Below are 24,910 nucleotides of genomic sequence, written 5' to 3' on the forward strand. Positions count from 1 at the left end.
AGACCTTTTGGTTCCTTTTGTGTCGACTGACAAAAGGGACCCGCTGTAAAAGCGGAACCGCCGGCAGCCACACCCGCAGCAACGGATATGTACCCCAAACGCCCAGGCACATCCCCCATCCCGATTTCGCACCCATGGCCTGGGACAGGCTGAACATCGACATCACGCCTCACCTGGGCAAGACCAAGAAGCCCAACCTGACCCTGCCGGGTTATGTGATTCAGCAGATCGACCGCTTTGTCCGCGAGTACAACATCAAGAACCAGTCGTCCTTCCTGGCCGATACCGCGCAGGAAAAAACTCGGGCGCTGAAAGCGGCTGCAGAGGGCAGGCCAAGCGGAGTGAGGCAAGTTGTGGTTGCTGCGCAACCAAGCGGGAGCAAGCTCCCTCGCCACAGGGGTTGTGGCCTGCCAAATAGCTGGGGGCTGCCACAGGAAAAACTCCAGCCTTCGACAGCGGCTACTGAGGCGCAATACCCGCCTTTTTTATGCGAGGAAAGCTCCGGTAGCGCCAGCATCCGACAACGCAAACAGCAGTTCCTCCAGCGCTTGCGCTGGAACCGACCCCAAGTCAATCTTGACCCTGTACCCCTCCTCCGTCGCCTCCGGGTCCGACACAAAATGCACCACCCCTTGCAGCCCTTCTTCGGTCGGCGGGTTCTCATCTTCGCCGTCGAACCACTCAAAGAACCACGCCCGAATAACCTCGCAAGCCTGTTCCAGCCTCAACCCCCGCACCTCCAGCGGCAACCAGTCCCAGCCAAAGGGCGAGATCCCCACCGCCATCTGCTCGATCGCAAACCTCACAGGCTCAAAACCCAGCTCGGCTTCGGAATCGACCTGCACCGGCTCCCCGCTCTCGGCCGCAATCACATCTATCCGACAAGGCGTGCCCATGGCCCCTTCAACCGCCAGCGAACCATCGCTGTTGCGGTACGCGGGCTCGACATGCGCCGCCCCTTCTGCGGCAACACGTGCCAGGGTTTCAACATAGGGTTTACGAATGGCGGCAAGCAGTTCGCTGACGGTCATGGATCTGATGACTTCCTTGGCATGAACCCGCCGATGGATCGACCTTCGACGGGGGGAGATGGGTGACTGAAAATCCGCGGCAATAGTGCAATGGGCGGCAATGGCACGTCCATGAAAAACCGAGGGGGCTTTTATATAGCCTGCGACCGGCCCATTACCCCGTCCCCCCGCTGAGCGACAGGCCGCGATACATAACTCCAGACACACAATTCAACCTGCATTATCGAGCGCCCGGAGTTATAACCCCCCCATCTCACCCAGCCAGAAGAGGGAGACACAAAGCAGACAGCTGCTCTAGCTCCCATCATTCTTCGCACCTGTATTGAGGAAATCCCCGTGCAATATCCCATCTGCATCGAGTGGGGCGACGAACACACCGCCACCGGCATCCAGATTCCCGACATCCCCGGCGCCGTCACCGCCGGCGACACCTTCGAGGCCGCCTACAGCGCCGCCATCGAGATTGCCCACGTCATGCTCGAAGAACGGGCCCGAGCCGGGCAGGCCATTCCCCTGCCCTCGCCCACCGGCAAACACCGCACCCACCCCGATTTCGCGGGCATGGGCTGGGGCATGTTGGAGATCGACATCACGCCTTACCTGGGCAAGACCGAGAAGGTCAACGTGACCTTGCCCGGTTATGTGATTCAGCAGATCGACCGCTTTGTCCGCGAGCACAACATCAAGAGCCGCTCGTCCTTCCTGACCGATGCGGCGATGGAAAAGCTCGGGCGCTAAGCACAGGTTCAACCGGGGAACAGGGCCAACGCAGAACGCCGTCAGGTTGGAGGGTCGCCCCCAGGCCGGCCCGACTCATTCGCCCTGGTCTTGCTCAAGCCGGTTGCGCAGTTGGTTCAGCACCCGGTGGGTCGCCTGGATCTCATCAACCTCCAGCCCCTGGGCCAGCTCATTGATCCAGGGCGCTTGCAGCTTCAACGCCTGATCGAATGCCGCCTTTCCCGCCTCCGTCAGCAGCACCAGTTGCGCCCGACGGTGGTGCGGGTTGGGCTGGAATTCCAGCAGGCCATCCTTCACCAGGTCATTGACGATCCGCTGAACGTTCTGCCGATTGGCGCCCATGTCGCGGGCAATCCATGAGACGGGCTGCGCCCGATCGGCTGCGACGATTGTGCCAAGCAACTGCCAGCGGGCACTGGTGAGACCTATCTCAGCCACCAGGCGATCGCCTGCGGTGAGCATGCGCGCACTGGCTCGAAAGAGTTCAAGGACCAGATCGGTCATGGCGCGTCCAGCGGGGGTGTGGTTTGGTTTTTTCATGCCGCGAACTTTTCCACATTGACACCATGATGTCAATCGAGCTAGTTTTCACCAATCGCACCATATTGTCATCATGTTTACATCCTAGAGGCCGTCATGCTGTCCATTCGCCCGCTCGATCCCGTGGTTCCCATTCACCAGCAGCTCCAGTGCAGCGAATCGCCGGTGGTGCTGGTCAACCTGTTCACCGTCGACCAGGACGATATCCCCGACCTGCTGCGTGCCTGGGAGCTGGATGCCAACTGGATGAAGCAACGTGCCGGTTACATTTCTACCCAGCTCCATCAAGCCATCGGTGGCAGCTGCATGTTCTTGAACTACGCGGTATGGGAGTCGGTGGAGTGCTTTGGCGAAGCCTTCAATCACCCGGATTTTGCCAACGCCCTGGGCCGTTACCCCTCAAGTGCCTTGGCCATGCCCCATCTGTTCACCAAGGTCGCCGTACCGAACATCTGCACGGCTTGAACACCCCCCATTGACTGACGGGAAGCGCCCCATGCTCAAACGACTCCACCTCACCGCCAGCCTGCTGGCCCTGCTGTGCATCGCCACGTTCTTTGTCTCGACCCTGCTGGTGGAAAGCATGGGAACCCTGCATGCGATCGCTCAACTCAAGCACCTGATCGTGAGCCCCGGGCTCTGGGTGCTGATCCCGGCGATGGCCCTGGCGGGAGCCAGCGGCATGGGGCTGAGCCGGGCCCGACAGGGACGCCTGATCGCCTCGAAGAAAAAACGCATGCCCTTCATAGCCGCCAACGGCCTGTTGGTGCTCGTGCCCTGCGCCATTGCGCTCAACCTGTGGGCTTCGGCAGGCAGCTTCGACACGAGTTTTTACCTGGTGCAGATCATCGAACTGATCGCCGGAGCCACCAACCTCACCTTGATGGGGTTGAACGTGCGCGATGGTTTGCGGCTTAGCGGTCGGTTGCAGAGGGCCATGCCTCAGGGCCGCTAGGCCATGGATGGCCGGTGGCGGCGGCCCACGGATCAATGCCGGAGTGAGGGCATGCCTCGCTATGCGAGGCACCGAGTGGAGGGTCAGAAGCGTTTTGCTCACTTTTGTCTGGGCCGGCATTCCGGGTTTTCAAAAGTGACTCGCTGTAAGAGCAATACCGCCAGCCGCCACACCCGCAGCAACGGATATGCCCCCCCCTGCCACCCTCCACCCAAAACCAAACTCAAACCTTGAACCGCGCCACCAACCGATTCAGCTCAATCGCCAGATTGGCCATCTCCCCACAAGCACTGGCCGTCTGACTGGCCCCCGCCGAACTCTGAATCGACAACTCACGAATACTGGTCAGGTTCTGATCCGCCTCACGCGCCACCTGCGCCTGCTCTTCCGAGGCGGTGGCAATCAACAGATTGCGCTCATTGATCTGGGTGATCGCCTGGGCAATCTGCTTGAGCGACACATCAGCGTTCTGCGCCACCGAAATCGAGCTGTTGGCCATCTCCGCGCTGACGTTCATGGCACTCACCGCCTGGGTCGAATCGGCCTGAATGGCGCTGATCATCTGCTCGATTTCCTGGGTCGACTGCTGGGTACGGTGGGCCAAGGCCCGCACTTCATCGGCCACCACCGCAAAGCCCCTACCCTGCTCACCGGCGCGGGCGGCTTCAATGGCCGCGTTGAGCGCCAGCAGGTTGGTCTGCTCGGCAATCGCGCGAATCACTTCCACCACTTTGCTGATGTCCTGGGCCCTGCCGGACAGCGCCTTGACCTGCTCGCCGGTGCTGGCCACGTTGCCAGCCAGGCCTTCGATGGCCTTCAGCGTCTGGGCCACGTTCTCGATGCCCGAGCGGGTGAACTCCATGGACTCGCGGGACGACTGCGCGGCCGCTTCGGCGTTGCGTGCCACCTCGTCCACCGCGGCGCTCATTTCAGTCACCGCGGTGGCCGCCTGGCTGACTTCATCGTTCTGCCGCACCAGCCCGCGGCTGGCGTCTTCGGTCACCGCGGTCATTTCTTCCGAGGCCGAGGCCAGTTGGGTTGAAGAGTCGGCGATGTGGGCAATGGTTTCCCGCAGGTTGCCCTGCATCTTCGCCAGGGCGGCCAGCAGGCGGCCGGCTTCATCGCGGCCACTGACGCCGATCTCCCGGGACAGGTCGCTGCTGGCGATGCGCTCGGCCACCGCCAGGGCATCGCCGATGGGCGCGGTGATGCTGCGGGTCAGCACGGTGGCCAGCACCACGGTGAGCACCACCGTCACCCCCATCAGCACCAGCACCAGCGTCAGGCCGCTGTTGTACACCGACGAGGCGGTGATCCCCGCCTGCCTCGCGCCCTCGTCATTGAAGTCCGAGAGCTTGTCCATCTTCTCCTGCATGGCGTTGGTCATGGGGCTGATGCGGGTGTTGATCAAGGTGATGGCCGCGGCGTTGTCACCGCTGCGCAGCAGCGGTTCCAGCTCGTCCACCAGCTTGAAATAGGCCTGCACATCGGTCGCCACCGCCTGGTACAGCTCGCGCTCCGCCGGCCCGCTGATCAGGGGAACGTACTGGCTGATGGTGTTCTGCAGGGTGCTTCGATAACCGCTCAAGGAGGCGATGCGAGTCTGGCGCTGTTGTTCGTCGGTGGTCACGGTGATGCGGATGCTTTCCAGACGCAGGCGCAAGACGCCGGTCTTCATCTTGCCGATCTCGCGGATGCTGGCCATCCAGTTGGTCTCGACATCCTGCTCGGAGTCTCGCAGCTTGCCCATTTGCAGGACAGCGACAATCCCCAGGGCCAAGACCACCAGGACAATGAGTGAGAAAAAAGCCGCAGACCTTGGAGCGAGGTTCATAGCCCTGACGTTCATTTTTTATCTCTCTAATAGAATGGTCGGTACTTCGCTGCTGTCATTCCACGCTATCGACTGAGTGTCAGAGAGCTGCAAACAAGCCGACGACTGGGTCAGCGGCCCACCCGGCACGGCAACGTCGATACTCACTCGGGTCAATCCAGGCCTGTCGGAATTGCAGGCCACACTCCGCCCTCCTGCGCCCATGAACCACCCCTGGGCGGGTGAACATCAGTTAAGTCGAATAACGCGGCCCGCGCCGTCTCGATTCTTCTGGGCAATGGCACCTGGAGCCCGGCGACTATCCACCGGGGGGGCCTAACAAGCCATAGCAGATAATGGCATTTTGTCACTACCGTCGATCCGACAACCCTTGAAAGCCGCTCGACCAGGTTGCGCCTGATTATCCGGGTACTGGGTTTGCACGAGCTGCCCGAGCAGGTCGATTGGTTTTTCAAGCGCATTACCGAGATCCTCAACGAGCGCGACATTGGCTTCGATTTCGAGCTGAACGTGAACGAAGAGGCTCCCGGCCTATAGCCCGCCACCTGCGCGCTGCCCCCAATTGAGCAGCGCGCAGGAATACCTTATGCCGGCAGGATCAGCGTCCGATCAAGCGCAATGAAATCCACATGCTGCTCATGGGAAAAGCCCTCGATCACGTCTTGCAGGTGCACATGCTCCCGCCCGTTGAGCGCCATTTCGTTGGCCGCATCGATCAAGAAAGCACCCAGCGCCCTGAGCGTGTCCGGCTCGACGAGAATCGAAATCTCGTCCAGCTGGATGCTCTGGTCACTGCCCACCGCGGTTCCCTGAACGCTAAAGGGTTTCAGCTTTTGCAAAGGTCGAACTCCTGCACCCGTAGGTCATGGTCAAATCGAGGTCATGTGCAAGGTTTGACCCATCCCTGCTACTGCAAGGGCACATAAATATCCGTCAGCCACTGCTCCAGCGGCGTCTGCGGATAAATACTCAGGTATTCAAAGAACAGCGGCTGATCCCGCAGTTCCTCGCCACTGCCCGGCAGCCAATCGCGGTAGATCGGGTAGATGCTTTCACCTATGTGATCCGGCGAGCCCACATGCCGCACCACCGCATAGCGGCCACCGGCAATCTGCATCTCACGAATACCCGCGTCATTGACGGCCACCGCCTCATGAATCTCGCCGCAGATGGCAAAGCGGAACTCCTCCGGCGGGGTGGTATCGGGGTTGTTGAAGGGAATGCCAAAACTGCGACTCGACGCCACCGGCGACTGCCCGCTCTGCATCCGCCAATCGATAAACCTGCGCACGCTTTCATTAACCAGCCCGGCAGGCCCGCAGTGCTCCAGCGCTGCAACCCGGGTGTCGGCAAAGTCCACGATTCGTACCTGCATGATGATGCTCCTGGAAAAATGAGGGATGGCAAATACCGCATTCCAGACCTGCCAGTTCGGCTGCTTCCTGAACGCACTCGGGCTCATGCCGAACGCCCGCCTGAACGCCCTGGAAAAGGCCTCGGGGCTTTCGAAACCGGCGCCGAGCGCGGCTTCCAGCACCGAGTAATCCGCCAGGGAAACCAGGCGATGGGCCGCACCACGTAAACGCATCAGTTGCACATAACGTGCAACCGGCACGCCGACGAAGGCGGTGAATTGCCGATGGAAGTGAAACGCCGAAAAGTTCGCCACCTGACTCAGGGCCAACACCGAGAGGTCACCTTCAAGGTTGCCATCGATGTAGGCGAGCACAGCGTTGAAGCGTTTGGCGTAGGCGGCGTTGATCGGCAAGTCAGACACTGGGCAAAGGCTCCGGGAATTACGGTAGGCGAAGGATTGACGATGCCGGGGTGAACGCGCCTAGCCGCACTTGCTCAAGCTGCACGGAGGTTGCCCAGTGTAGCGGCATCCAGGACGTCGCTGAATGTTCTCACAACTCAAACTGATATGATTTTTTTCAATTTCATTGATTATTGATTTTTATTGTGTCATTTATACCTTCGCCGATCACAGGACAGATCCAGCGCGCCACCCCGGATGGCGGGTCCCCGTTTCCCCCTATGCCCTGCCAGGAGTCAACAATATGAACAAGACAGAACTTCTAGGTGCTCTGCTGCTATGCGCGTCCAGCGTCCTCGCCCATGCCGACGAAGACAGCCTGCGTATCGGTATCGAAGCCGCCTACCCGCCCTTTTCCTACAAGACGCCCGAGGGCCAGGTCAGCGGTTTCGACTACGACATCGGCAACGCCCTGTGCGAGGAGATGAAGGTCAAGTGCGAGTGGGTCATTCAAGAGTTCGACGGCATGATCCCGTCGCTCAAGGTGCGCAAGATCGATGCCGTGCTGTCGTCGATGTCGATCACCGAGGACCGGATGAAATCCGTGGATTTCAGCAAAAAGTACTACCACACGCCGGGCAAGTTCGCGATGAAGGCCGGCAGCCTGATCAATGACCCGCTAACGGACCTCAAGGGCAAGAAACTCGGCGTGCAGCGCGCCTCGACCTACGATCGTTTTGCCACCGAGCAACTGGAACCCGCCGGCGTCGTGGTGGTGCGCTACGGCTCGCAGAACGAAGCCTTTCTCGACCTGGCCGCGGGCCGCCTGGACGCCACCCTGGCTGATATCGTCAACACCAACGAGAGCTTCATCAAGACCGCCGCAGGCCAGGGTTTCGCCCTGACCGGGCCGGACATCAACGACCCGAAATACTTTGGCCGCGGCGCCGGAATTGCCGTGCGCAAAGGCGACAGCGCCAACCAGACGCGGCTGAATGCGGCGATCGACGCGATTCGCGCCAACGGCAAGTACCAGCAAGTGATGGCCAGGTATTTCGCGTTCGATATCTACGGCGAGTAAGCCTTTTCCCGAGCCCCGACGCCGGCTGCTGGCAGGCGTCTTCTGCGGCTTGTCTTGCGCGCCTCGCGGCGCGAGCTTGAGGAACTTCAACATGCTCCACGGCTACGGTTCGAGCATTCTCGATGGCGCCTGGCTGACCATCAACCTGGCCCTGACCTCCATGTCCCTGGCGATTGCCCTGGGCCTGATCGGCGCGGCCCTGCGCTTGTCGCCCATGAAATGGCTGGCGCTGCTCGGAGAAAGCTACACCACCCTGATCCGCGGGATTCCCGACCTGGTGCTGATCCTGCTGATTTTCTACGGCGGCCAGGACCTGGTGAACCGCCTGGCCCTGGCGCTGGGCTACACCCGCTACATCGACATCAACCCCTTTGTCGCCGGGGTCTGCACCATGGGCTTCATTTTTGGCGCCTACCTCTCGGAAACCTTCCGCGGGGCCTTTATGGCGATTCCCAAGGGCCAGGCCGAGGCCGGGCTGGCCTATGGCATGAGCGGCGCCCAGGTGTTCTGGCGAATCATGGTGCCGCAGATGGTGCGTTTCGCCATTCCCGGGTTCACCAACAACTGGCTGGTGCTGACCAAGTCCACCGCGCTGATCTCGGTGATCGGCCTGCAGGACATGATGTTCAAGGCCAAGAACGCAGCGGATGCCACCCACCAGCCCTTCACCTTTTTTCTCGCGGTGGCGGCGCTGTACCTGATGCTCACCAGCCTGTCCCTGCTGGTGCTGCGCTGCCTGGAAAAACACTATTCGGTCGGCCTCAAAGCCGCCGAGCTGTAAGGGGAGCCCACCATGATGCTCGACTACCACCTGATCTGGGACAACCTGCCGCTGTACCTCAACGGCGCCCTGGTAACCCTCAAGGTCCTGCTGATTTCCCTGGCCCTGGGCCTGGTGCTGGCCGTGCCCCTGGCGCTGATGCGGGTGTCACGCTCGCCGCTGCTCAAGGCGCCGGCCTGGCTCTACACCTATGTGATTCGCGGCACGCCGATGCTGGTGCAACTGTTCCTGATCTACTACGGCCTGGCGCAGTTCGAAGCCGTGCGCCAGAGCCTGCTCTGGCCGTACCTGTCCAGCGCGACCTTCTGCGCCTGCCTGGCCTTTGCGATCAACACCAGCGCCTACAGCGCCGAGCTGCTGGCCGGCAGCCTGAAAGCCACGCCCCCGGGCGAGATCGAAGCCGCCAGGGCCATGGGCATGTCCCGCCTGACCCTGTACCGGCGCATTCTCCTGCCGTCGGCCTTGCGCCGGGCCTTGCCGCAGTACAGCAACGAAGTGCTGATGATGCTGCAAACCACCAGCCTGGCCTCCATCGTCACCCTGGTCGATATCACCGGGGCCGCACGCACGGTCAGCTCGCGGTTCTACCTGCCGTTCGAGGCGTTTATCACCGCCGGGCTGATCTATCTGGTCCTGACCTTCATTCTCGTGCGTCTGTTCAAGCTGGCCGAGCGCCGCTGGCTTTCGTACCTGGCACCACGCAAGCACTAAGGAGCTGCCATGGAGCACATTCAATACCGATTGCCGTGGAGTGCCTCGGGCACCGAACGCCGGCTGACGCTGTTTCGCTTTGGCAGCGGCACTCGCAAGGCCTATATCCAGGCCTCATTGCATGCCGACGAATTACCGGGGATGCGCGTCGCCGTCGAACTCAAGCGCCGGCTGCTGGAGCTGGAAGCGCAAGGCCGCCTGAGCGGAGTGATCGAGTTGGTGCCGCTGGCCAACCCGATCGGCATCGCCCAGATGTTCCAGGCCACCCACCAGGGGCGCTTCGAGTTCTCCAGCGGCAAGAACTTCAATCGCGACTTCCCGGAACTGTTCGAGCCGATTGCTGCAGAGCTGCAAGGGCAATTGGGCGCTGACGCCGAGGCCAACGTCGCGCTGATCCGCCGCGCCATGGCTGAGACCCTCGCGGCCATGCCGGCCCCGGCCTCGGAACTCGACGGCCTGCGCCGCCTGCTGCTGCAGCACGCGCATGACGCCGACCTGGTGCTGGACCTGCACTGCGATTTCGAATCGATCATGTTGCTGTACGCCATGCCGCAACACTGGCCGCGCCTGCAATCACTGGCCGCGCGCCTCGGCGCCGGGGTCACCCTGCTGGCCGAGGACGCAGGCGGCAGCGCCTTCGACGAAGCCTGCGCGATTGTCTGGCTGCGCCTGGCAGAGCGCTTTCCCGAGGCCAATATTCCCCTGGCGTGCGCCGCCACCACCATCGAATTGCGCGGCATGGCAGACACCGGTCGCGAGCAATGCCTCGACAGCGCCGAAGCCATTCTCGGCTATCTGGCCGAACAGGGCCTGATCCGCGGCGACTGGCCGGCGGCGCCGCCAAGCCATTGCCAGGCACTGCCCTTTTCCGGCGCGCAGTACGCCTGCGCGCCCCATCCGGGGGTGGTGAGTTTTCTGCAACCGCTGGGCGCAGCGGTCAAGGTCGGCGACCCATTGTTCGAAGTCATCGACCCGGTGACCGACCGCCACAGCCTGGTCCACGCCAGCGTCGACGGCATTCTCTATGCCCGCGAACGGCTGCGCTTTGCCCAGCCGGGATTGTGGTTGGCCAAGGTGGCCAGTTCTACCCCCATTCGCCAGGGTCGCTTGCTCAGCGACTGATGCCAGAGAGTTCACAGCATGTACAAACTTGAAGTTCAGGACCTGCACAAAAGCTATGGCGCGCACCAGGTGCTCAAGGGCGTGTCGCTGCAGGCACAGGCCGGTGACGTGATCAGCCTGATCGGCTCCAGCGGCTCGGGCAAGAGCACCTTCCTGCGTTGCATCAACCTGCTGGAGCAGCCCAATGCGGGCACTATCCGGCTCAATGGCGAAGCGCTGAAGCTCAAGCCCACCCCGCTGGGCGGGCTCAAGGCCGCCGAGCCCAAACAGTTGCAACGCATGCGTTCACAGCTGTCGATGGTGTTTCAACACTTCAACCTCTGGTCACACATGAGCGCCCTGGAAAATGTCATGGAGGCCCCGGTGCAGGTGCTCGGCCTGAGCAAGCAAGAGGCACGGGAGCGGGCCGAGCACTACCTGGAGAAAGTCGGGGTGGCGCAGCGCATGAGCGCCTGGCCAGGGCACATGTCCGGTGGCGAACAGCAACGCGTGGCCATTGCCCGCGCGCTGGCGATGGAACCGCAGGTCATGCTGTTTGACGAACCGACCTCGGCGCTCGACCCCGAACTGGTGGGTGAAGTGTTGAAAGTCATGCAGGACCTGGCGCAGGAAGGCCGCACCATGGTGGTGGTGACCCACGAAATGGGCTTTGCCCGCGAGGTGTCCAACCAGCTGGTGTTCCTCCACCAGGGCCGGGTCGAAGAGCGCGGCGCCCCGCGCGAGGTGCTGGCCAACCCGCAATCCGAGCGCCTGCAGCAGTTTCTCGCGGGGAGCTTGAAATAAGATCAGCGCGCCACGGTGCAGCGCTGCCCTGGCGAGCCCGGCCTCGGATACACTCCAAGCCATCTCGCCAGGGCACCAGGCCCAGCCCTTCTCTCACCTTCAGCAACAGTTGAGCCGGATATGCCCAGCCCATCGAAAGACACCACGATCTATGCCGCTCCGGTCATGCGAAAACTGACGGAAATCGTTGCCGAACTGCCACCGTCGCTGCGCAAGGTGGCGGACTTCATCCTGCGTCACCCGCTCAAGGCCGCGACCCTGACCATCGAGGAGATGGCTCACGAAACCCTGACCTCGCCCGCCGCCGTCAACCGCCTGGCCAAGGCCCTGGACCTGGGCGGCTACAGCGGCATGAAGGCCGAGCTGGTGGCCACCTTGCAGCAAATGGTGTCGCCGGTGGACAAGCTGCGCAACGAACTGGCCCAGCGCCCGGGCGGTGCCTTCGGCCTGCACGAGCAACTGCAGAGCGCCAGCAGCAACCTGGCCACCGCCGCGAGCAACAACCACGGCGACAGCTTCGACGCCTTCATCAGCCGCCTGACCGCGGCGCGCAAGGTCTACATCCTGGGGTTTGGCAACAGCGTCTACCTGGCCGGGCTTGCCGCCGCGACCCTGATGCCCTTCTGCGCCGACGCCACGGCCATCAGTATGGAGGGCGGCAACGAAAATGCCGCCTACCGGCTGGCCGCGATCACCGCTCAGGATGTGTTGCTGGCCATCTCCCTGCCGCGCTATTCCCTCGACACCCTGCAACTGGCGCGCTTCGCCAACGAACGCGGGGCAACGGTGCTCGCCATTACCGACTCCCCCGCCTCGCCACTCACCGCGATTGCCGAGCACACCCTGTTTGCGCCGTGCGACCACCCGGTGCTGACCAGCTCCAACATTGCCGTGCTGGCCCTGATCGAAGGCCTGGTCGCCGGGGTGATGGCGCGCAATGAAAAAGCCGTGAAACTGGCCACCGAACTGACGGAAAGCGTGATGTCGTACCTGCACATTCCCAGCCAGGGCAAAGCACTGAAAAAGTGACGGCAAGGGCCAGGAAGAACAAACACCCCACGGGTTCTACCCACGTCCGTAGAAGCCGGCTTGCCGGCGAAGAAACCCGCGAGGCGCGCATCGCCCTGGCGGACGCCTTCTCTGGCAAGCCAGCTGCGACAAAGAAGAATCACGCCAGCCGCCAGGCCCCCGTTTGCTCTGGCTTTGGCTTTTGATCTGGCTTTGCTCTGGCTTTTGATCTTGATCTTGATCTTCCTGCCCCTTCAGGAGGCCGAGCGCAGGCATTGCGTAGGGGGCAGCTCGGCATGGATGCCGAGCTAGCCGCCCCAGGCCATGGATGGCCTGTGGCGGCGCGCCCCCGGAGCGATGCCGGAGCGAGGGCACGCCGAGCCTAGGCGAGGCGCCGGATGCGGGGGCAGGAGCGTTTTGCTTACTTTGGGGCTTTTCCAAAGTGAGTCGCTGTAAGAGCGAAACCGCCAGTGGCCACACCCGCAGCAACGGATATGCCCCCACTCAAAGCCCCCCCCCGCAAAAACCTGCAAATCTCAAACGAATAAGCACCAGGATGCGAAAACCTGAACCTATGCCCGGTACGCGGCATCACAACCTCCTGCGCCCCCTGATCCCCCGACCAGGGAATTTCCCCCTCCTGGTCAAACGCCGAAGCCAACTGCTCCGCATGAATGCGCAAGGTCAACTGGCGATAAAAAGGACCGGGAAACCAAGGCACCAGCGCCGCCGCCACGTTTGGCATCAACTCCGTGGCCAGCGGCGTGAAGCAATTGCGCGGGGATGACGAATGAACAGCTGATCGGCAAAGGCCGTACGCAACCGCGACAGGGCATGGCTGGTGGCCGACGGGGACATGCGCTCGCTCGCAGCAATGGGCCATCCATGAGCAAGGCCCGAAGCGGGATGCCCGGGCCTTGATCTCATACGGCGTCGCTCAAGGCAGTGTCGGTTGCCTTGCCGCTGCCGCCGACCCACACCAGCAATAGCCCGGATGCGGCCAGCAGGCCACCGGCGACGGGGACCGCGGCATAACCCAGACCCTGGCTGATGGCGGCGCCACCGAGCGCGGCGCCCAGCGCATTACCCAGGTTGAAGGCACCGACATTGATCGACGAAGCCAACCCCGGGGCCTCCGCGGCGGCGATCATCACTCGCATCTGCAAGGGCGGCACCACGGCGAAGGTAAACACGCCCCAAACCAGCAAGGCCAGAGCCGCACCGACATGACTGCCCAGCAGCAGCGGCATCAGCAGCATGATCAGCGCCAGGGCCCCGAGGAAGATCCGCGCCGCGCCATCCAGCGACCAGTCGGCCAGGCGCCCGCCCAGGCTGTTGCCGAGGGTGAAGCCGACCCCGATCAGTACCAGGCCGAGGGTGACGAAGCGGTTCGATGCCCCCGTCAGCTCGCTCAGCACCGGGGCTACGTAGGTGTAGAGGGTGAACATGGCACCGGCGCCGAGCACGGTGGTGGCCAGGGCCAGCAGCACGTTCGGCCGGACGATCACCGCCAGCTCACGGCGCACATCGGGCACCTTGCCGCGCTCGCCCCTGGGCAGGGCGTACCACAGGGCGGCGATGGCCAGCACACCGAGCCCGGCGGTGCCGGCGAACGCCAGGCGCCAGCCCACTTGCTGGCCGAGCCAGGTGGCCGCGGGCACCCCGCCAATATTGGCGATGGTCAGGCCCATGAACATGGTGGCCACGGCGCTGGCCTGCTTGTCTTTGGGCACCACGCTGGCAGCCACCACCGCGCCAAGGCCGAAGAAGGCGCCATGGTTGAGGCTGGTGACCAGGCGCGAAGCCAGCAGGCTGTAGTAGTCCGGCGCCAGGGCCGAGAGCAGGTTGCCGAGGGTGAAGATGCTCATCAGCATCATCAACGCGGCGCGCTTGCCAAAACGGCTGAACAGCAGGGTCATGATCGGTGCCCCGAGCATCACACCGATGGCATAGGCGGTGACCAGCATGCCGGCGCTGGGAATGCTTGCGCCTACGCCTTCAGCGATCACCGGCAGCAGGCCCATGGGGGCGAATTCGGTGGTGCCGATGCCAAAGGCACCGATGGCCAGGGCGAACAGGACGCGTCCGGATTTCATTGCGCCGCCTCCTGGCCGAGCAGCGCGCTCAGGTTCGGGTATCCGCGCGGGAAGCGGCGGCCGGCCAAGGCTGGCAGGGGAATCGGGTGGCTCATTCAGAGAACTCCGGTGGTGCATGGAAAATAGGTCGGCGAGCGGCCAATGGGCCGGCAGCAGCCTGCGGCCCGGAGGCTCCCGGCCACGCCCTCGGCATCCCCGGGAGCGTGGCCAGGTGGCTCAGTCCCAGATCGGCGCCAGGCCTTCGGGGCTGACTTCACGGCCGTTGCGCTCGAGCCCGGCGATGCGTGCCATGTCTGCGTCGTCCAGGCGCAGGCTGATGGCAAGCAGGTTGCTGGCCAGGTTCTCGGGCCGGGTGGACGAAGGAATCACCGCGTAACCCAGTTGCATGGCCCAGGCCAGCGCCACCTGGGCCACGGTGGCCTGGTGCTTGGCGGCGATCTCGGCGAGCACCGGGTCCTTGAGCACCTTGCCGTAGGCCAGGGTCATGTAGGAGGTGACGGGAATCCCCTGCTCCTTGAGGAACGCGGTCAACTTGTGGCTCTGCAGGTAGGGGCTGAGCTCGATCTGGTTGGTGGCGATCTGCTCTTTGCCCACCACCGCGATGGCTTGCCGGGTCAGCTCGATATTGAAGTTGGAAATACCGATCTGCCGGGTCAGGCCCAGCTTCTTGGCCTCGGCCAGGGCCGCCATGAACTCTGCCAGCTCGACGCCATTTCCGGGCGCCGGCCAGTGGATCAGGGTCAGGTCGAGGTAATCGGTACGCAATTTCGCCAGGCTCTCGCGCAGGCTGGGGATCAGCTTGTCGGCGGCGTAGTGGTCGACCCAGATCTTGCTGGTGAGAAACAGGTCGGAGCGCGCTACGCCACTCTCGGCGATGGCCTGGCCGATATCAGCCTCGTTGCCGTAGATCTGCGCGCTGTCGATCGCGCGATAGCCCAGCGCCAGGGCGGATTTCACCGAATCGATGACGGCCTGTCCGGTCAGACGAAAGGTGCCGAGGCCAAAGGAAGGAATACTCATGAATCTGCTCCAGATAATGGATGTCGAAGGACGACTGGATGGCTGCCGGGCGCGGTGGCCCGAGGCCGGCCTGTCGTTGCGATGGCGCGTAGTATGTCCAGCCGCGGGGGCTGGATTAAGCCGCCTGCGCAGCAAAGTCCTTTGACTAGAAATCATCAATCGCCGGTGTCCGGGTGCCGCTGACGCAAATGACCCGCCGCCCGGCAAGGGCCCGCGGCCCTTCGTGCCGCCTCGCCAGCGGCTACGGAACGCACTCGGCCGGAACCGTACCCTCAGATTTTTCGGCTGCGGCCGCCTTCCTTCTGCAACTGCGCAATCAACGTCTCGATAAAGAACCCCAGGCTTTCCGGCAATACCCGCTTGGGCATGGTCAACACCTGAACATCCCGATCCGCCAACCGCGGGTTGGACAGCGGCACCGACACCAGCCCATCCATCCCCTGCCCCTCGCCACTGATGGCGCTGGCAAAGGCCACCGTATCCGACTGGCGCACAAACTCATGCAGGGCGCCGGAAAAGTTGCAGGTCATCACCTGATCAAAGCTCAGGCCATCCATCTGGCACACCAGATCCAGCAACTGCCGCTGGGTGGTGCCCTTGGGCGTCAGGGCCACCGGAAACGCCTGCATCTGTTGCAGGGACAGCACCCCGGCGCCGGCCAGCGGGTGCCCGGCGCGCATCAGGGCGCGAATCGGCGAGCGGATCGAGTAGCACACATTCACCCCCTCCACCGGCTCGGTGCTGAAGGTCAGCCCCACATCCGCTTCGCCCCGGCGAATGCGCTGCACGCATTCATGGGGCGAGACCACCTCCAGCCGATACTCGGCCCCGGGCCGCAAGCGGTAATGCTCCAGCAGCACCCGCGGCAGGAAATACCGCGACAGCCCCTCGGTGGACACCAGGCGGATGACCTTGGCCCCCGGGTAACCCTCACCGCGCAGCTCGGCAAGGATGTTCTCCTGTTCCAGCCAGGTACGCCGGGCATGCTCGGCCAGGGCTTCGCCGGCGGCGGTGAGTTGCATGCCGCGCGGGCGCCGCTCGAACAGCGCCACGCCGACGCTCTCTTCCAGCAGGGCGATCTGCCGGCTCACCGCGCTCGGGGCGATATGCAAGCGCTCCCCCGCCGCCGCCAGGGAACCGGCATCGATCACCGCCAAAAAATACCGATAGTCCATGTGCATCCCCTTGCAAGGCATCCAATTTTTAGAATGACGCCTTCAAAAAACAGCAATATACAGATGCCTTGGCCAACTCCACCATGGGCCCGTTCCCCTTGCCCGACCGGAGTTGCAATGACCAAGCAAGCTGCCCTCGCCGGCGCCCGCCAGTACCTGGACGACGGCCACTTTGAACAGGACCTGCGACGCCGCGTAGCGTTTCGCAGTGACAGCCAGGACCCGGCCCACGCCGAGGAACTGCCGCGCTACCTGCTGGAAGAAATCCAGCCGCTGTTGCAGCGCCTGGGCTTCGACTGCCAACTGCTGGCCAACCCCGAGGCCGGCGGGCCCTTCCTGATTGCCACGCGCCTGGAAGACCCGGCCCTGCACACGGTGCTCAGCTACGGCCATGGCGATGTGGTGCCCGGCCATGCCGAACAGTGGCGCGCGGGCCTGAATCCCTGGCAGCTGACCCTGGAAGGCGAGCGCTGGTACGGCCGTGGCACCGCCGACAACAAGGGCCAGCACAGCATCAACCTGACCGCCCTGGAACAGGTGCTCAAGGCCCGCGACGGACGCCTGGGCTTCAACCTCAAGCTGCTGTTCGAGATGGGCGAGGAAGCCGGTTCCCCGGGCCTGCGCCAACTGTGCCAGGAGCAGCGTGAATTGCTGCGGGCCGATGTATTCATCGCCTCCGACGGCCCACGGCTGAATCAGGCGCGGCCGACGCTGTTCCTCGGTTCCCGCGGCTCGGCGCAGTTCCGCCTGGAGCTCAACACCCGCGACAAGGGCCTGCACTCGGGCAACTGGGGCGGGGTCATGAGCAATCCCGGCGTGGTCCTGGCCAACGCCCTGGCCAGCCTGGTGGACCAGAACGGCCGCATCCGCTGCCGCGAACTGGTGCCGGCGAGCATTCCCGACAACGTGCGCGCGGCCATCGCCGACCTGGAGATTGACCGCGACTCCCTGGGCCGGCCCCTGGACGAAGACTGGGGCGAGCCGGGGCTGACCCTGGGGGAACGCCTGTTCGCCTGGAACACCCTGGAAGTCCTCGCCTTCAGCACCGGCAACCCGCAGAAGCCGGTGAACGCCATTCCGCCCCGCGCCGTGGCCTTCTGCCAATTGCGCTTTGTCCTCGGCACCCCCTGGCAGCAGCTTGAACAACTGCTGCGCACGCACCTGGACCGCGAAGGCTTCAGCCAGGTGCAGATCATCATGGAGCGTTGCTCCCCGGCCACCCGCCTGGACCCGGACAACCCCTGGGTCAGGTTCGCCCGCACCTCCATCGCCGGTAGCAGCCCGCGCCGCCTGGCCCTGCTGCCGAACCTGGCGGGCACCCTGCCCAACGATATCTTCGCCGAAGTACTGGGGTTGCCGACGCTGTGGATTCCACATTCCTATCCCGGCTGCTCGCAGCACGCCCCGGACGAACACCTGCTGCTGCCGGTAATTCGCGAAGGGCTGGAAATCATGACCGCACTGTTCTGGGACCTGGGGGACCTGCCCCGGAGCTGATGCCGTTGCCTACCCCGCCCGGCTCGCGCCGGGTAGCTGTCGCTCACACTCCAACAATAAGCAGGAGCGCCCGTTATGACCGAGTTAACCGCCACCTCGACCGCGATCCGGGTCGAACATAAACCCCTGTGGAAACCCATAGGCGCCGCCTTGATCGGCAACACCCTGGAGTGGTTCGACCTGTCGATCTACGCCTACTTCGCCCTGAACATCAGCCAGGTGTTCTTTCCCACGAACGACCCGACCTTCTCCCTGCTGCTGGCCTTTGCCACCTTTGGCATCTCGTTCCTGATCCGCCCACTGGGCGCCGCGGTACTGGGCTCCTACGCCGACCGCAGGGGGCGCAAGAAAGCCCTGAGCCTGTCGATCCTGATCATGCTGGCCGGCACCCTGCTGATCGCCATCATGCCCAGCTACGCCACCCTGGGTATCGCCGCGCCGATCGGCATCCTCCTGGCCCGGCTGCTGCAAGGCTTCTCCGCGGGCGGCGAGTTCGGCACCTCCACCGCCTTCATGCTGGAACACGCGCCCGAGCGTACCCGACACTTTGTCGCCAGCCTGCAATTCGCCAGCCAGGGCTTTGGCGTGGTCATCGCCTCGACCTTCGGCTACTTCCTGACCAAGCACCTCGATCCCCAGCAGATGCTCGACTGGGGCTGGCGCGTACCGTTCTTCTTCGGCCTGCTGCTGGGCCCGGTGGGCCTGTACATCCGCCGCACGGTGGACGAGTCGCCGGACTTCAAGGCCAGCGAACCAGGGGAGCGCCCATTGCGCGAAGTGCTGGTGACCCAGAAGACCCTGCTGTTGATCGCCATGGGCACCCTGGTGGTGTCCACCGCCTCGAACTACATGATCCAGTACATGCCGTCCTACGCTGCCACCAGCCTGAACATCGCCCAGTCCTCGGGCTTTTTGGCGACCCTCACCGGCGGCCTGATCCTGACCCTAGTCACGCCCATCGTCGGCTACCTGTCCGGCCATATCGGGCGCCTGAAAATCATGCTGGCAGCCGCGGTGGTCTACGCCGTGGCGATCCTGCCGGCGTTCTTCTGGCTCAACAGCCGCCCCAGCGCCAGCTCCCTGCTGTTGGTGGTGGCGATGATGGCCCTGATCAAGGCGGTGTACTTCGCCCCATTGCCTTCGCTGATGGCGGACATCTTCCCGGTGCGCACCCGGGTCACCGGCATGTCCCTGAGCTACAACCTGGGGGTGACGATCTTCGGTGGTTTTGCCCCGGTGATCGCCACCGGGCTGATAGCCCTGACCGGCTCGCAACTGGCGCCGAGTTTCTACCTGATGCTGGCGGCATGCTTGAGTGTCGGGGCGATCTTCATGGCGGGGAAAAAGCTCAAGCTGAAGTGAAGCCAACGCGAGGCGTCCCTGGAAAACAACGGCCTATGCCAAGCTGCGCCACGCCAGCACCAGCATGGCCTGAAGTTACGCGATCGTTGTAGCCGCTGCTGAGCTTGCGAAGCTGCGAAAAGGCCCGCAGGGCCTTGCTTGGCGAGCGCCAGCCGTACACGCAGCGTGTCTAACCGCACCCACAGGTTTACGACCGCTACGCGCCCGAGCGGGAGCACGCTCCCTCGCCACAAAAAGATGAGTGTCCTGCTTTCGCTACTGCACCGGCAGAAAGTTCATCAGCAACAGGCTCTGCGCATAATTGAGCCCCACCCTTCGATAACGCTCATCAAGGATCTGCGTCAGCAGATCCAGGCGCGCGACGATCTTGCCGAACTCCACGGCAAAACTCAGGTTGCTGCCCTCCTCGGAAATCTCGTTGGAAAACAGCAACAGCACCCCGTTGGCATCCTGGCGCTGGCTCAGCAGCCAGGTGGCCTTCTCGATATTGCGCGCGGCGTTGCTGATGAACTGCGGGTCGATGCTGTCGGTCATGTAGAACTCGGTCCGCCCGCCGTGGGCGGTGACCAGCATGCTGCCAATGGCATAGATGAAGGCCCCGACCCGATCCCCCTGAAACTCCGGGCTCAGGGAATAACTCAGGGCCGCCAGGTCGCGGCGATCCCCCAGGGCCGGCAGTGGCTGGCGCTTTTCGATGGCGTTGCGGATCTCCCGCTGAGCCGTGGTGCCATCAGGAAAACCCGACTTGCGCCACTGGCTGGGATTGCGCAGGTAGAGCTTGCCCATCAACAGGTACAGGCTCTGCAGGTTGTCGCGCATGCCGATGGTGGCCATGCGATCGACGCTGGTCTGGAAGAATTCGTCAGGCTTGCCTTCACGAAACTGTTTGGCCAGATCGCGGCCTTGCTGCTGGGTGCAGGCGGTGGCGCCAAGCATCAGCAGCGCCACCAGGAACAGGCGCGCAAAGCGGGTTTGCATCATGCAAAAAGAGGGAGCGTAGGCCATCGGCACCGGGTCGAAATTCACGGGCTGCGGCGGGGATCGGCGCGGCCAGGCCTGGTGATAGAACGCAAAACTGTAAAAAAGTGCGATGGCCGCTGCCGGCCATCGCCAAAGAGCGCCCCTTAAGGGCGTCGCAACGGACCGGGGGAAACGATGATCTTGACGTTGTGTTCCTTGTTGTTGACCAGCTCCTCGAAGCCCTGGCCGACGATCTCTTCCAGCTGGATGCGCCCGGTCACCAGGGGCGCAATGTCCAGCCGACCATCGGCGATAAAGGCGATCACATCGGCGAATTCACCGTTGTAGGCCAGGGCCCCCAGCACCTGTTTCTCGGTGGCCACCAGCTCGAAGAAGTTGAACTCGCTGGGCTCTTCGAAGATCCCCACCAGCACGCATTTGCCGGCCTTGCGGATCAGGTCGATGGCCAGCTTGGCGGTGTGCTTGTTGCCAATGCACTCGAAGCTGACATCGGCCCCCAGCCCGCCGGTCAAGCGCTTGACCTCGGCCAGGGCGTCGCATTCCTTGGGGTCGAGCACGTGGGTCGCGCCCACCTCCAGGGCCTTGGCCTTGCGCGCGCCGGACATTTCCAGGGCGATCACCTGGGCCGCGCCGGCGGCCTTGGCGCACATGATGGTGCACAGGCCGATGGTGCCGGCGCCGACCACCACCACGTTCTGCCCGAGCAAACTGCCGGCCTTTTTCACCGCGTGCATGCCCACCGCCAGCGGCTCGATCAGCGCCCCGGCCTCGGCGGGAAAGTTGGCCGGCAAGGCGTACAGCAGGTTGGCCGGCACATTGACCAATTCGGCGAAGGCGCCGTTGTTCATCAGCCCGGTAAAGGCCAGGTTTTCGCAGATGTTGTACAGGCCGTGGGTGCAGTAGTAGCAGGTGCCGCAGTGCTGGCAGGCGTCGGCGGCCACCGGCTGGCCGACACTGAACCCCTGGACCCCTTCGCCCAGGGCGACGATCTCGCCGCAGAACTCGTGGCCGAGGATGCACTGGCCCTTGATCCCGGTCAGCGGGTGCGGCGCGTCCACCGGAATGAACACCGGCCCAGCCACGTATTCGTGCAGGTCGGAACCGCAGATGCCGCACCAGTCGACGCGGATCTGCACCCAGCCGGCGGGCGGCGCATCCGGCAGCGGCACGTCTTCGACGCGGATATCGTGGCGGCCGTGCCAGACCGCGGCGCGCATGCTCGGAACGGACTTGAGGGAAACACTCATCTTGGCTTCTCCTGATTGTTATAGGGCTGCGACGGCCCCCTGGCCGCCGCAGCACACCTCAGTGCTGGCGAATGAAGTCGAGGATCAGGCGGTTGACCTGCTCCGCCGCTTCCATCTGCAGCATGTGCCCCTGCCCCGGCAGCACCTCGATCTGCGCCTTGAGATCGGCGCTGTGGCTGACCGGGATGATCCGGTCGTCGCTGCCCCAGATCACCAGCACCGGCTGCGCGCCGTCCTGCACCACCGGGCGCAGGTCGGCCTGCTGGCGGCCGTCGGCGAACAGCTGTTGCGCAAGCTGCCCGAGGGCCGCCTGCACCCCTTCCAGGCGCTTGTACTTGAGCATGTCGTCGAGCATCTGCCGGTTCACCAGCTCGGCGTTGGAGAACAGCTGCACCAGCTGCGGCTTGAGCGCGTTGCGGTTGCTGGCCTCGACGAAGCCTTGCAGGTAGTCGCCGTTGATCTCGCGGCCCAGGCCGGCGCTGCCGATCAGGGTCAGCGAACACACCCGCTGCGGCGCCAGCCGCGCGGTGTTGAGGGACACCGCGCCGCCCATGGAGTGGCCCACCAGATGGGCCACGGGAATGTCCAGGTGATCCAGCAGCGCCAGCAGCACCTCGCTCAACTCATCGAGGTCGCCCCGTTGCAGGGCCTTAGCCGATTCGCCGTGGCCCGGCAGGTCGAGGGCGATCACCCGGCGCCCGGCGGCCAGGGCCTCGTGGTTGAACAGCCAGTTGTTGAGATCGCCGCCAAAACCGTGCACCAGCAGCAGCGGCGTGCCGCCTTCGCCGCGCTCGAAATAGCGGATCAGCCGACCGCCGATTTCCACCTTCTGCGACGCCGGGCCGCTGTCTTCGTCGGCGCTGTCGCCGGGCACGAAGCTGGCCTGGAACTGCGCGATCACCGCGTCGATCTCGGCGTCGCTGGCCTCGCCTTCGACTACGATGCCCAGCAGCGCGCCCACCGCCAGGGTCTCGTCCTGGCGGGCGACCTGCCGGCGCAGGACGCCGGAGAACGGCGCCTCGACGCTGCTGGAGATTTTGTCGGTCTCCACGTCCAGCACGTCATCGCCCTTGCTGATGCTCTGCCCTTCTTCCTTGAGCCAGGCATCGACCCGGCCCTCGGTCATCGACAGGCCCCACTTGGGCATGGTCAGGGTATGGATCTGGCTCATTAGCGGCTCCACTCGATCACGGTGAGCACGGCTTTTTCGATCTTCGCCGCGTCGGGGATGTACAGGTCTTCCAGGGCGTCGGAGAACGGCACCGGGGTATGCGGTGCGGTGACCATTTCGATCGGTGCCTTGAGCGACGCGAAGGCTTTCTGCGCCACCAACGCCGAGATGTCGGTGGCCATCGAGCAGCGCGGGTTGGCTTCGTCGATCACCACCAGGCGCCCGGTTTTCTCCACGCTTTCCAGGATGCTGTCTTCATCCAGCGGGCTGGTGGTGCGCAGGTCGATGACTTCGCAGTCGATGCCGCGCCCGGCCAGCGCGCGGGCCGCCTCCAGCGCGGTGTTCACCGTGCGCCCGTAGGACACCAGGGTCACGTCCTTGCCATCGCGCAGGAAGTTGGCCTCGCCGAAGGGAATCGCGTAGGACTCTTCCGGCACTTCGCCCTGCAGGCTGTAGAGCAGCTTGTGCTCGCAGAAGATCACCGGGTCGTTGTCGCGGATCGCCTGGATCAGCAGGCCCTTGGCGTCGTAGGGCGATGAGGGGCAGACCACTTTCAGCCCGGGGATGTGGGTCCACAGCGAGGTGAGCATCTGCGAGTGCTGGGCCGCGGCGCGCAGGCCGGCGCCGACCATGGTGCGGATCACCAGCGGGGTCTGGGCCTTGCCGCCGAACATGTAGCGAAACTTCGCCGCCTGGTTGAGGATCTGGTCCAGGCAGCAGCCGGCGAAGTCGACGAACATCAACTCGCACACTGGGCGCACGCCACGGGTGGCGGCGCCGACCGCGGCACCGACGTAGCCGATTTCCGACAACGGGGTATCCAGCACCCGCCCGGGGAACTGATGGTAGAGGCCCTTGGTCACCCCGAGCACGCCGCCCCAGGCGTCGTTGTCGCCGGGGGCGCCGGCACCGCCCGCCACGTCTTCACCCATGATGAACACGCTGGGGTCGCGACGCATTTCCTGGGCCAGGGCTTCGTTGATGGCCTGCTGGTAACTGATTTTTCTCGCCATGATGGTGGTCTCTTGTTGTTCTGTGGGGCGTTATGGGTAAGCGACGTACACATCGCTCAGCAGATCGGCGGGGCTCGGTTTAGGGTCGGTCTTGGCCTTGCGCACCGCGTCCTCGATCAGCGCTTCCACGTCGGCATCGATCTGGTCCAGCTGGCTGGCCTGCACCAGCCCCGAACGGGTGGTGCGCTCGCGGAACTGCATCAGGCAGTCGTTGTGCTCGCGGTAATGCTTGACCTCGTCGGGGGCGCGGTAGGTCTGGGCGTCGCCCTCGAAGTGGCCGTAGTAGCGGGTCAGCTTGACCTCGATCAGCGACGGCCCCTCCCCGGCCCGGGCGCGCTCCACGGCGGCGCCGGCGGCTTCGTGCACGGCAAAGAAGTCAAAACCGTCCACCGTCACCCCGGGCATGCCGAAGCCGGCGGCGCGGTCGGCGATGTGATCGCAAGCCACCGACCAGTTGGAGGCCGTGGCCTCGGCGTAGCCGTTGTTCTCGGCGATGAACAGGCACGGCAGGTTCCACACCGACGCCATGTTCATGGCCTCGAACACCGCGCCTTCGTTGGAGCCGCCGTCGCCGAAGAACACCACCGACACGCCGTCGGTGCCTTGCAACCTGGCGGCCAGGGCCGCGCCCACCACCAGCGGCGCCCCGGCACCGACGATGCCGTTGGCGCCGAGCATGCCCTTCTCGAAATCGGCGATGTGCATGGAGCCGCCCTTGCCCTGGCAGACCCCGGTCTTCTTGCCGTAGATCTCCGCCATCATCCCGTAGACGTCCACGCCCTTGGCGATGCAATGGCCGTGGCCACGGTGGTTGGAGGCGATGCAGTCATCGTCGCGCAGGTGGGCCATGACCCCGGCGGCGGAGGCTTCTTCCCCGGCGTAGAGGTGGACGAAACCGGGGATCTCGCCGGTGGCGAATTCCACGTGCAGGCGTTCTTCGAATGCGCGGATGGTGCGCATCACCCGGTAGGCGTGGAGCAACTGGTCAGTGGTCAGGGGTGTCGACAT

25 protein-coding genes and 2 pseudogenes are annotated in these 24,910 nt (G+C 64.0%); 13 read left to right on the forward strand and 14 right to left on the reverse strand.

Features of this window, described 5'->3' with window-relative positions; all coding sequences use genetic code 11:
• Positions 1-107: 107 nt before the first annotated feature.
• Positions 108-299 (forward strand): annotated as a pseudogene (locus LXM55_RS31375) (type II toxin-antitoxin system HicB family antitoxin); the annotation flags it as partial.
• Between the two features lie 186 nt (positions 300-485).
• Here LXM55_RS31375 and LXM55_RS31380 read toward each other — a convergent pair.
• Positions 486-1,031, reverse strand: a complete 546-nt coding sequence (locus LXM55_RS31380) for a hypothetical protein (RefSeq protein WP_233323973.1) — start codon at positions 1,029-1,031, stop codon at positions 486-488.
• A gap of 336 nt (positions 1,032-1,367) precedes the next feature.
• On the opposite strand from LXM55_RS31380, the gene LXM55_RS31385 reads away from it, so the two are divergent.
• Positions 1,368-1,769, forward strand: coding sequence for a type II toxin-antitoxin system HicB family antitoxin (locus LXM55_RS31385; RefSeq protein ID WP_233323975.1), 402 nt, complete (start codon positions 1,368-1,370; stop codon positions 1,767-1,769).
• Between the two features lie 75 nt (positions 1,770-1,844).
• On the opposite strand, the gene LXM55_RS31390 is transcribed toward LXM55_RS31385, so the two are convergent.
• Positions 1,845-2,273, reverse strand: a complete 429-nt coding sequence (locus tag LXM55_RS31390) for a MarR family winged helix-turn-helix transcriptional regulator (RefSeq protein WP_233323977.1) — start codon at positions 2,271-2,273, stop codon at positions 1,845-1,847.
• 132 nt (positions 2,274-2,405) lie between these two features.
• On the opposite strand from LXM55_RS31390, the gene LXM55_RS31395 reads away from it, so the two are divergent.
• Positions 2,406-2,774 (forward strand): antibiotic biosynthesis monooxygenase family protein, encoded by a 369-nt coding sequence (locus LXM55_RS31395; RefSeq protein ID WP_233323978.1) that lies wholly within the window; start codon positions 2,406-2,408, stop codon positions 2,772-2,774.
• Positions 2,775-2,805: 31 nt separating this feature from the next.
• Complete coding sequence (locus tag LXM55_RS31400; RefSeq protein WP_233323980.1) at positions 2,806-3,264, forward strand: hypothetical protein; 459 nt, start codon at positions 2,806-2,808, stop codon at positions 3,262-3,264.
• 223 nt (positions 3,265-3,487) lie between these two features.
• Here LXM55_RS31400 and LXM55_RS32870 read toward each other — a convergent pair whose 3' ends face one another.
• A complete protein-coding gene (locus LXM55_RS32870) occupies positions 3,488-4,351 on the reverse strand; it encodes a methyl-accepting chemotaxis protein (protein WP_442799801.1) in 864 nt (287 codons plus the stop codon).
• Positions 4,343-5,113: pseudogene (locus LXM55_RS32875) on the reverse strand (MCP four helix bundle domain-containing protein); the annotation flags it as partial. The gene LXM55_RS32870 and the pseudogene LXM55_RS32875, both read right to left, overlap by 9 nt.
• Positions 5,114-5,488: 375 nt before the next feature.
• On the opposite strand from LXM55_RS32875, the gene LXM55_RS31410 reads away from it, so the two are divergent.
• Positions 5,489-5,635, forward strand: coding sequence for a hypothetical protein (locus LXM55_RS31410; protein ID WP_233323983.1), 147 nt, complete (start codon positions 5,489-5,491; stop codon positions 5,633-5,635).
• A 47-nt stretch (positions 5,636-5,682) separates the two neighbouring features.
• Here LXM55_RS31410 and LXM55_RS31415 read toward each other — a convergent pair whose 3' ends face one another.
• Complete coding sequence (locus tag LXM55_RS31415) at positions 5,683-5,937, reverse strand: Imm32 family immunity protein (protein ID WP_233323984.1); 255 nt, start codon at positions 5,935-5,937, stop codon at positions 5,683-5,685.
• A gap of 68 nt (positions 5,938-6,005) precedes the next feature.
• Entirely contained in the window at positions 6,006-6,875 is an 870-nt protein-coding gene (locus tag LXM55_RS31420; RefSeq protein ID WP_233323985.1) for an AraC family transcriptional regulator, read from the reverse strand.
• 283 nt (positions 6,876-7,158) lie between these two features.
• On the opposite strand from LXM55_RS31420, the gene LXM55_RS31425 reads away from it, so the two are divergent.
• From LXM55_RS31425 to LXM55_RS31450, 6 genes are all read left to right on the forward strand, one after another.
• Complete coding sequence (locus tag LXM55_RS31425; protein ID WP_233323986.1) at positions 7,159-7,935, forward strand: ABC transporter substrate-binding protein; 777 nt, start codon at positions 7,159-7,161, stop codon at positions 7,933-7,935.
• A gap of 91 nt (positions 7,936-8,026) precedes the next feature.
• Positions 8,027-8,716, forward strand: coding sequence for an ABC transporter permease (locus LXM55_RS31430; protein ID WP_233323987.1), 690 nt, complete (start codon positions 8,027-8,029; stop codon positions 8,714-8,716).
• A gap of 12 nt (positions 8,717-8,728) precedes the next feature.
• A complete protein-coding gene (locus LXM55_RS31435) occupies positions 8,729-9,427 on the forward strand; it encodes an ABC transporter permease (protein WP_233323988.1) in 699 nt (232 codons plus the stop codon).
• 9 nt (positions 9,428-9,436) lie between these two features.
• A complete protein-coding gene (locus LXM55_RS31440; RefSeq protein WP_233323990.1) occupies positions 9,437-10,549 on the forward strand; it encodes a succinylglutamate desuccinylase/aspartoacylase family protein in 1,113 nt (370 codons plus the stop codon).
• Between the two features lie 18 nt (positions 10,550-10,567).
• A complete protein-coding gene (locus tag LXM55_RS31445; RefSeq protein ID WP_233323991.1) occupies positions 10,568-11,332 on the forward strand; it encodes an ABC transporter ATP-binding protein in 765 nt (254 codons plus the stop codon).
• Between the two features lie 120 nt (positions 11,333-11,452).
• Positions 11,453-12,361: a MurR/RpiR family transcriptional regulator gene (locus tag LXM55_RS31450; RefSeq protein ID WP_233323993.1), complete on the forward strand. Its 909-nt coding sequence runs from the start codon at positions 11,453-11,455 to the stop codon at positions 12,359-12,361.
• 902 nt (positions 12,362-13,263) lie between these two features.
• On the opposite strand, the gene LXM55_RS31455 is transcribed toward LXM55_RS31450, so the two are convergent.
• The 3 genes from LXM55_RS31455 to LXM55_RS31465 form a co-directional block, all read right to left on the reverse strand.
• A complete protein-coding gene (locus tag LXM55_RS31455; RefSeq protein ID WP_233323994.1) occupies positions 13,264-14,436 on the reverse strand; it encodes an MFS transporter in 1,173 nt (390 codons plus the stop codon).
• Between the two features lie 216 nt (positions 14,437-14,652).
• Positions 14,653-15,456, reverse strand: a complete 804-nt coding sequence (gene dkgB / locus LXM55_RS31460; RefSeq protein ID WP_233323997.1) for a 2,5-didehydrogluconate reductase DkgB — start codon at positions 15,454-15,456, stop codon at positions 14,653-14,655.
• A gap of 272 nt (positions 15,457-15,728) precedes the next feature.
• Positions 15,729-16,631 (reverse strand): LysR family transcriptional regulator, encoded by a 903-nt coding sequence (locus LXM55_RS31465; RefSeq protein ID WP_233323998.1) that lies wholly within the window; start codon positions 16,629-16,631, stop codon positions 15,729-15,731.
• 117 nt (positions 16,632-16,748) lie between these two features.
• Here LXM55_RS31465 and LXM55_RS31470 point away from each other — a divergent pair, with 117 nt between their 5' ends.
• Complete coding sequence (locus tag LXM55_RS31470; RefSeq protein WP_233324000.1) at positions 16,749-18,128, forward strand: M20 family metallopeptidase; 1,380 nt, start codon at positions 16,749-16,751, stop codon at positions 18,126-18,128.
• Between the two features lie 75 nt (positions 18,129-18,203).
• Complete coding sequence (locus LXM55_RS31475; protein ID WP_233324002.1) at positions 18,204-19,490, forward strand: MFS transporter; 1,287 nt, start codon at positions 18,204-18,206, stop codon at positions 19,488-19,490.
• Between the two features lie 255 nt (positions 19,491-19,745).
• On the opposite strand, the gene LXM55_RS31480 is transcribed toward LXM55_RS31475, so the two are convergent.
• From LXM55_RS31480 to LXM55_RS31500, 5 genes are all read right to left on the reverse strand, one after another.
• Positions 19,746-20,471: a hypothetical protein gene (locus LXM55_RS31480; RefSeq protein ID WP_233324004.1), complete on the reverse strand. Its 726-nt coding sequence runs from the start codon at positions 20,469-20,471 to the stop codon at positions 19,746-19,748.
• A 143-nt stretch (positions 20,472-20,614) separates the two neighbouring features.
• On the reverse strand, positions 20,615-21,688 hold the full coding sequence (locus tag LXM55_RS31485; RefSeq protein WP_233324029.1) for a 2,3-butanediol dehydrogenase: 1,074 nt from the start codon (positions 21,686-21,688) through the stop codon (positions 20,615-20,617).
• Between the two features lie 88 nt (positions 21,689-21,776).
• Complete coding sequence (locus LXM55_RS31490; protein WP_233324005.1) at positions 21,777-22,889, reverse strand: acetoin dehydrogenase dihydrolipoyllysine-residue acetyltransferase subunit; 1,113 nt, start codon at positions 22,887-22,889, stop codon at positions 21,777-21,779.
• Positions 22,889-23,902, reverse strand: coding sequence for an alpha-ketoacid dehydrogenase subunit beta (locus LXM55_RS31495; protein WP_233324006.1), 1,014 nt, complete (start codon positions 23,900-23,902; stop codon positions 22,889-22,891). Before LXM55_RS31495 ends, LXM55_RS31490 begins: the two co-directional genes overlap by 1 nt.
• A gap of 30 nt (positions 23,903-23,932) precedes the next feature.
• Positions 23,933-24,910 (reverse strand): thiamine pyrophosphate-dependent dehydrogenase E1 component subunit alpha, encoded by a 978-nt coding sequence (locus LXM55_RS31500; RefSeq protein WP_019094732.1) that lies wholly within the window; start codon positions 24,908-24,910, stop codon positions 23,933-23,935.

Source organism: Pseudomonas sp. Au-Pse12 (assembly GCF_021341665.1).
Taxonomy (GTDB): domain Bacteria; phylum Pseudomonadota; class Gammaproteobacteria; order Pseudomonadales; family Pseudomonadaceae; genus Aquipseudomonas.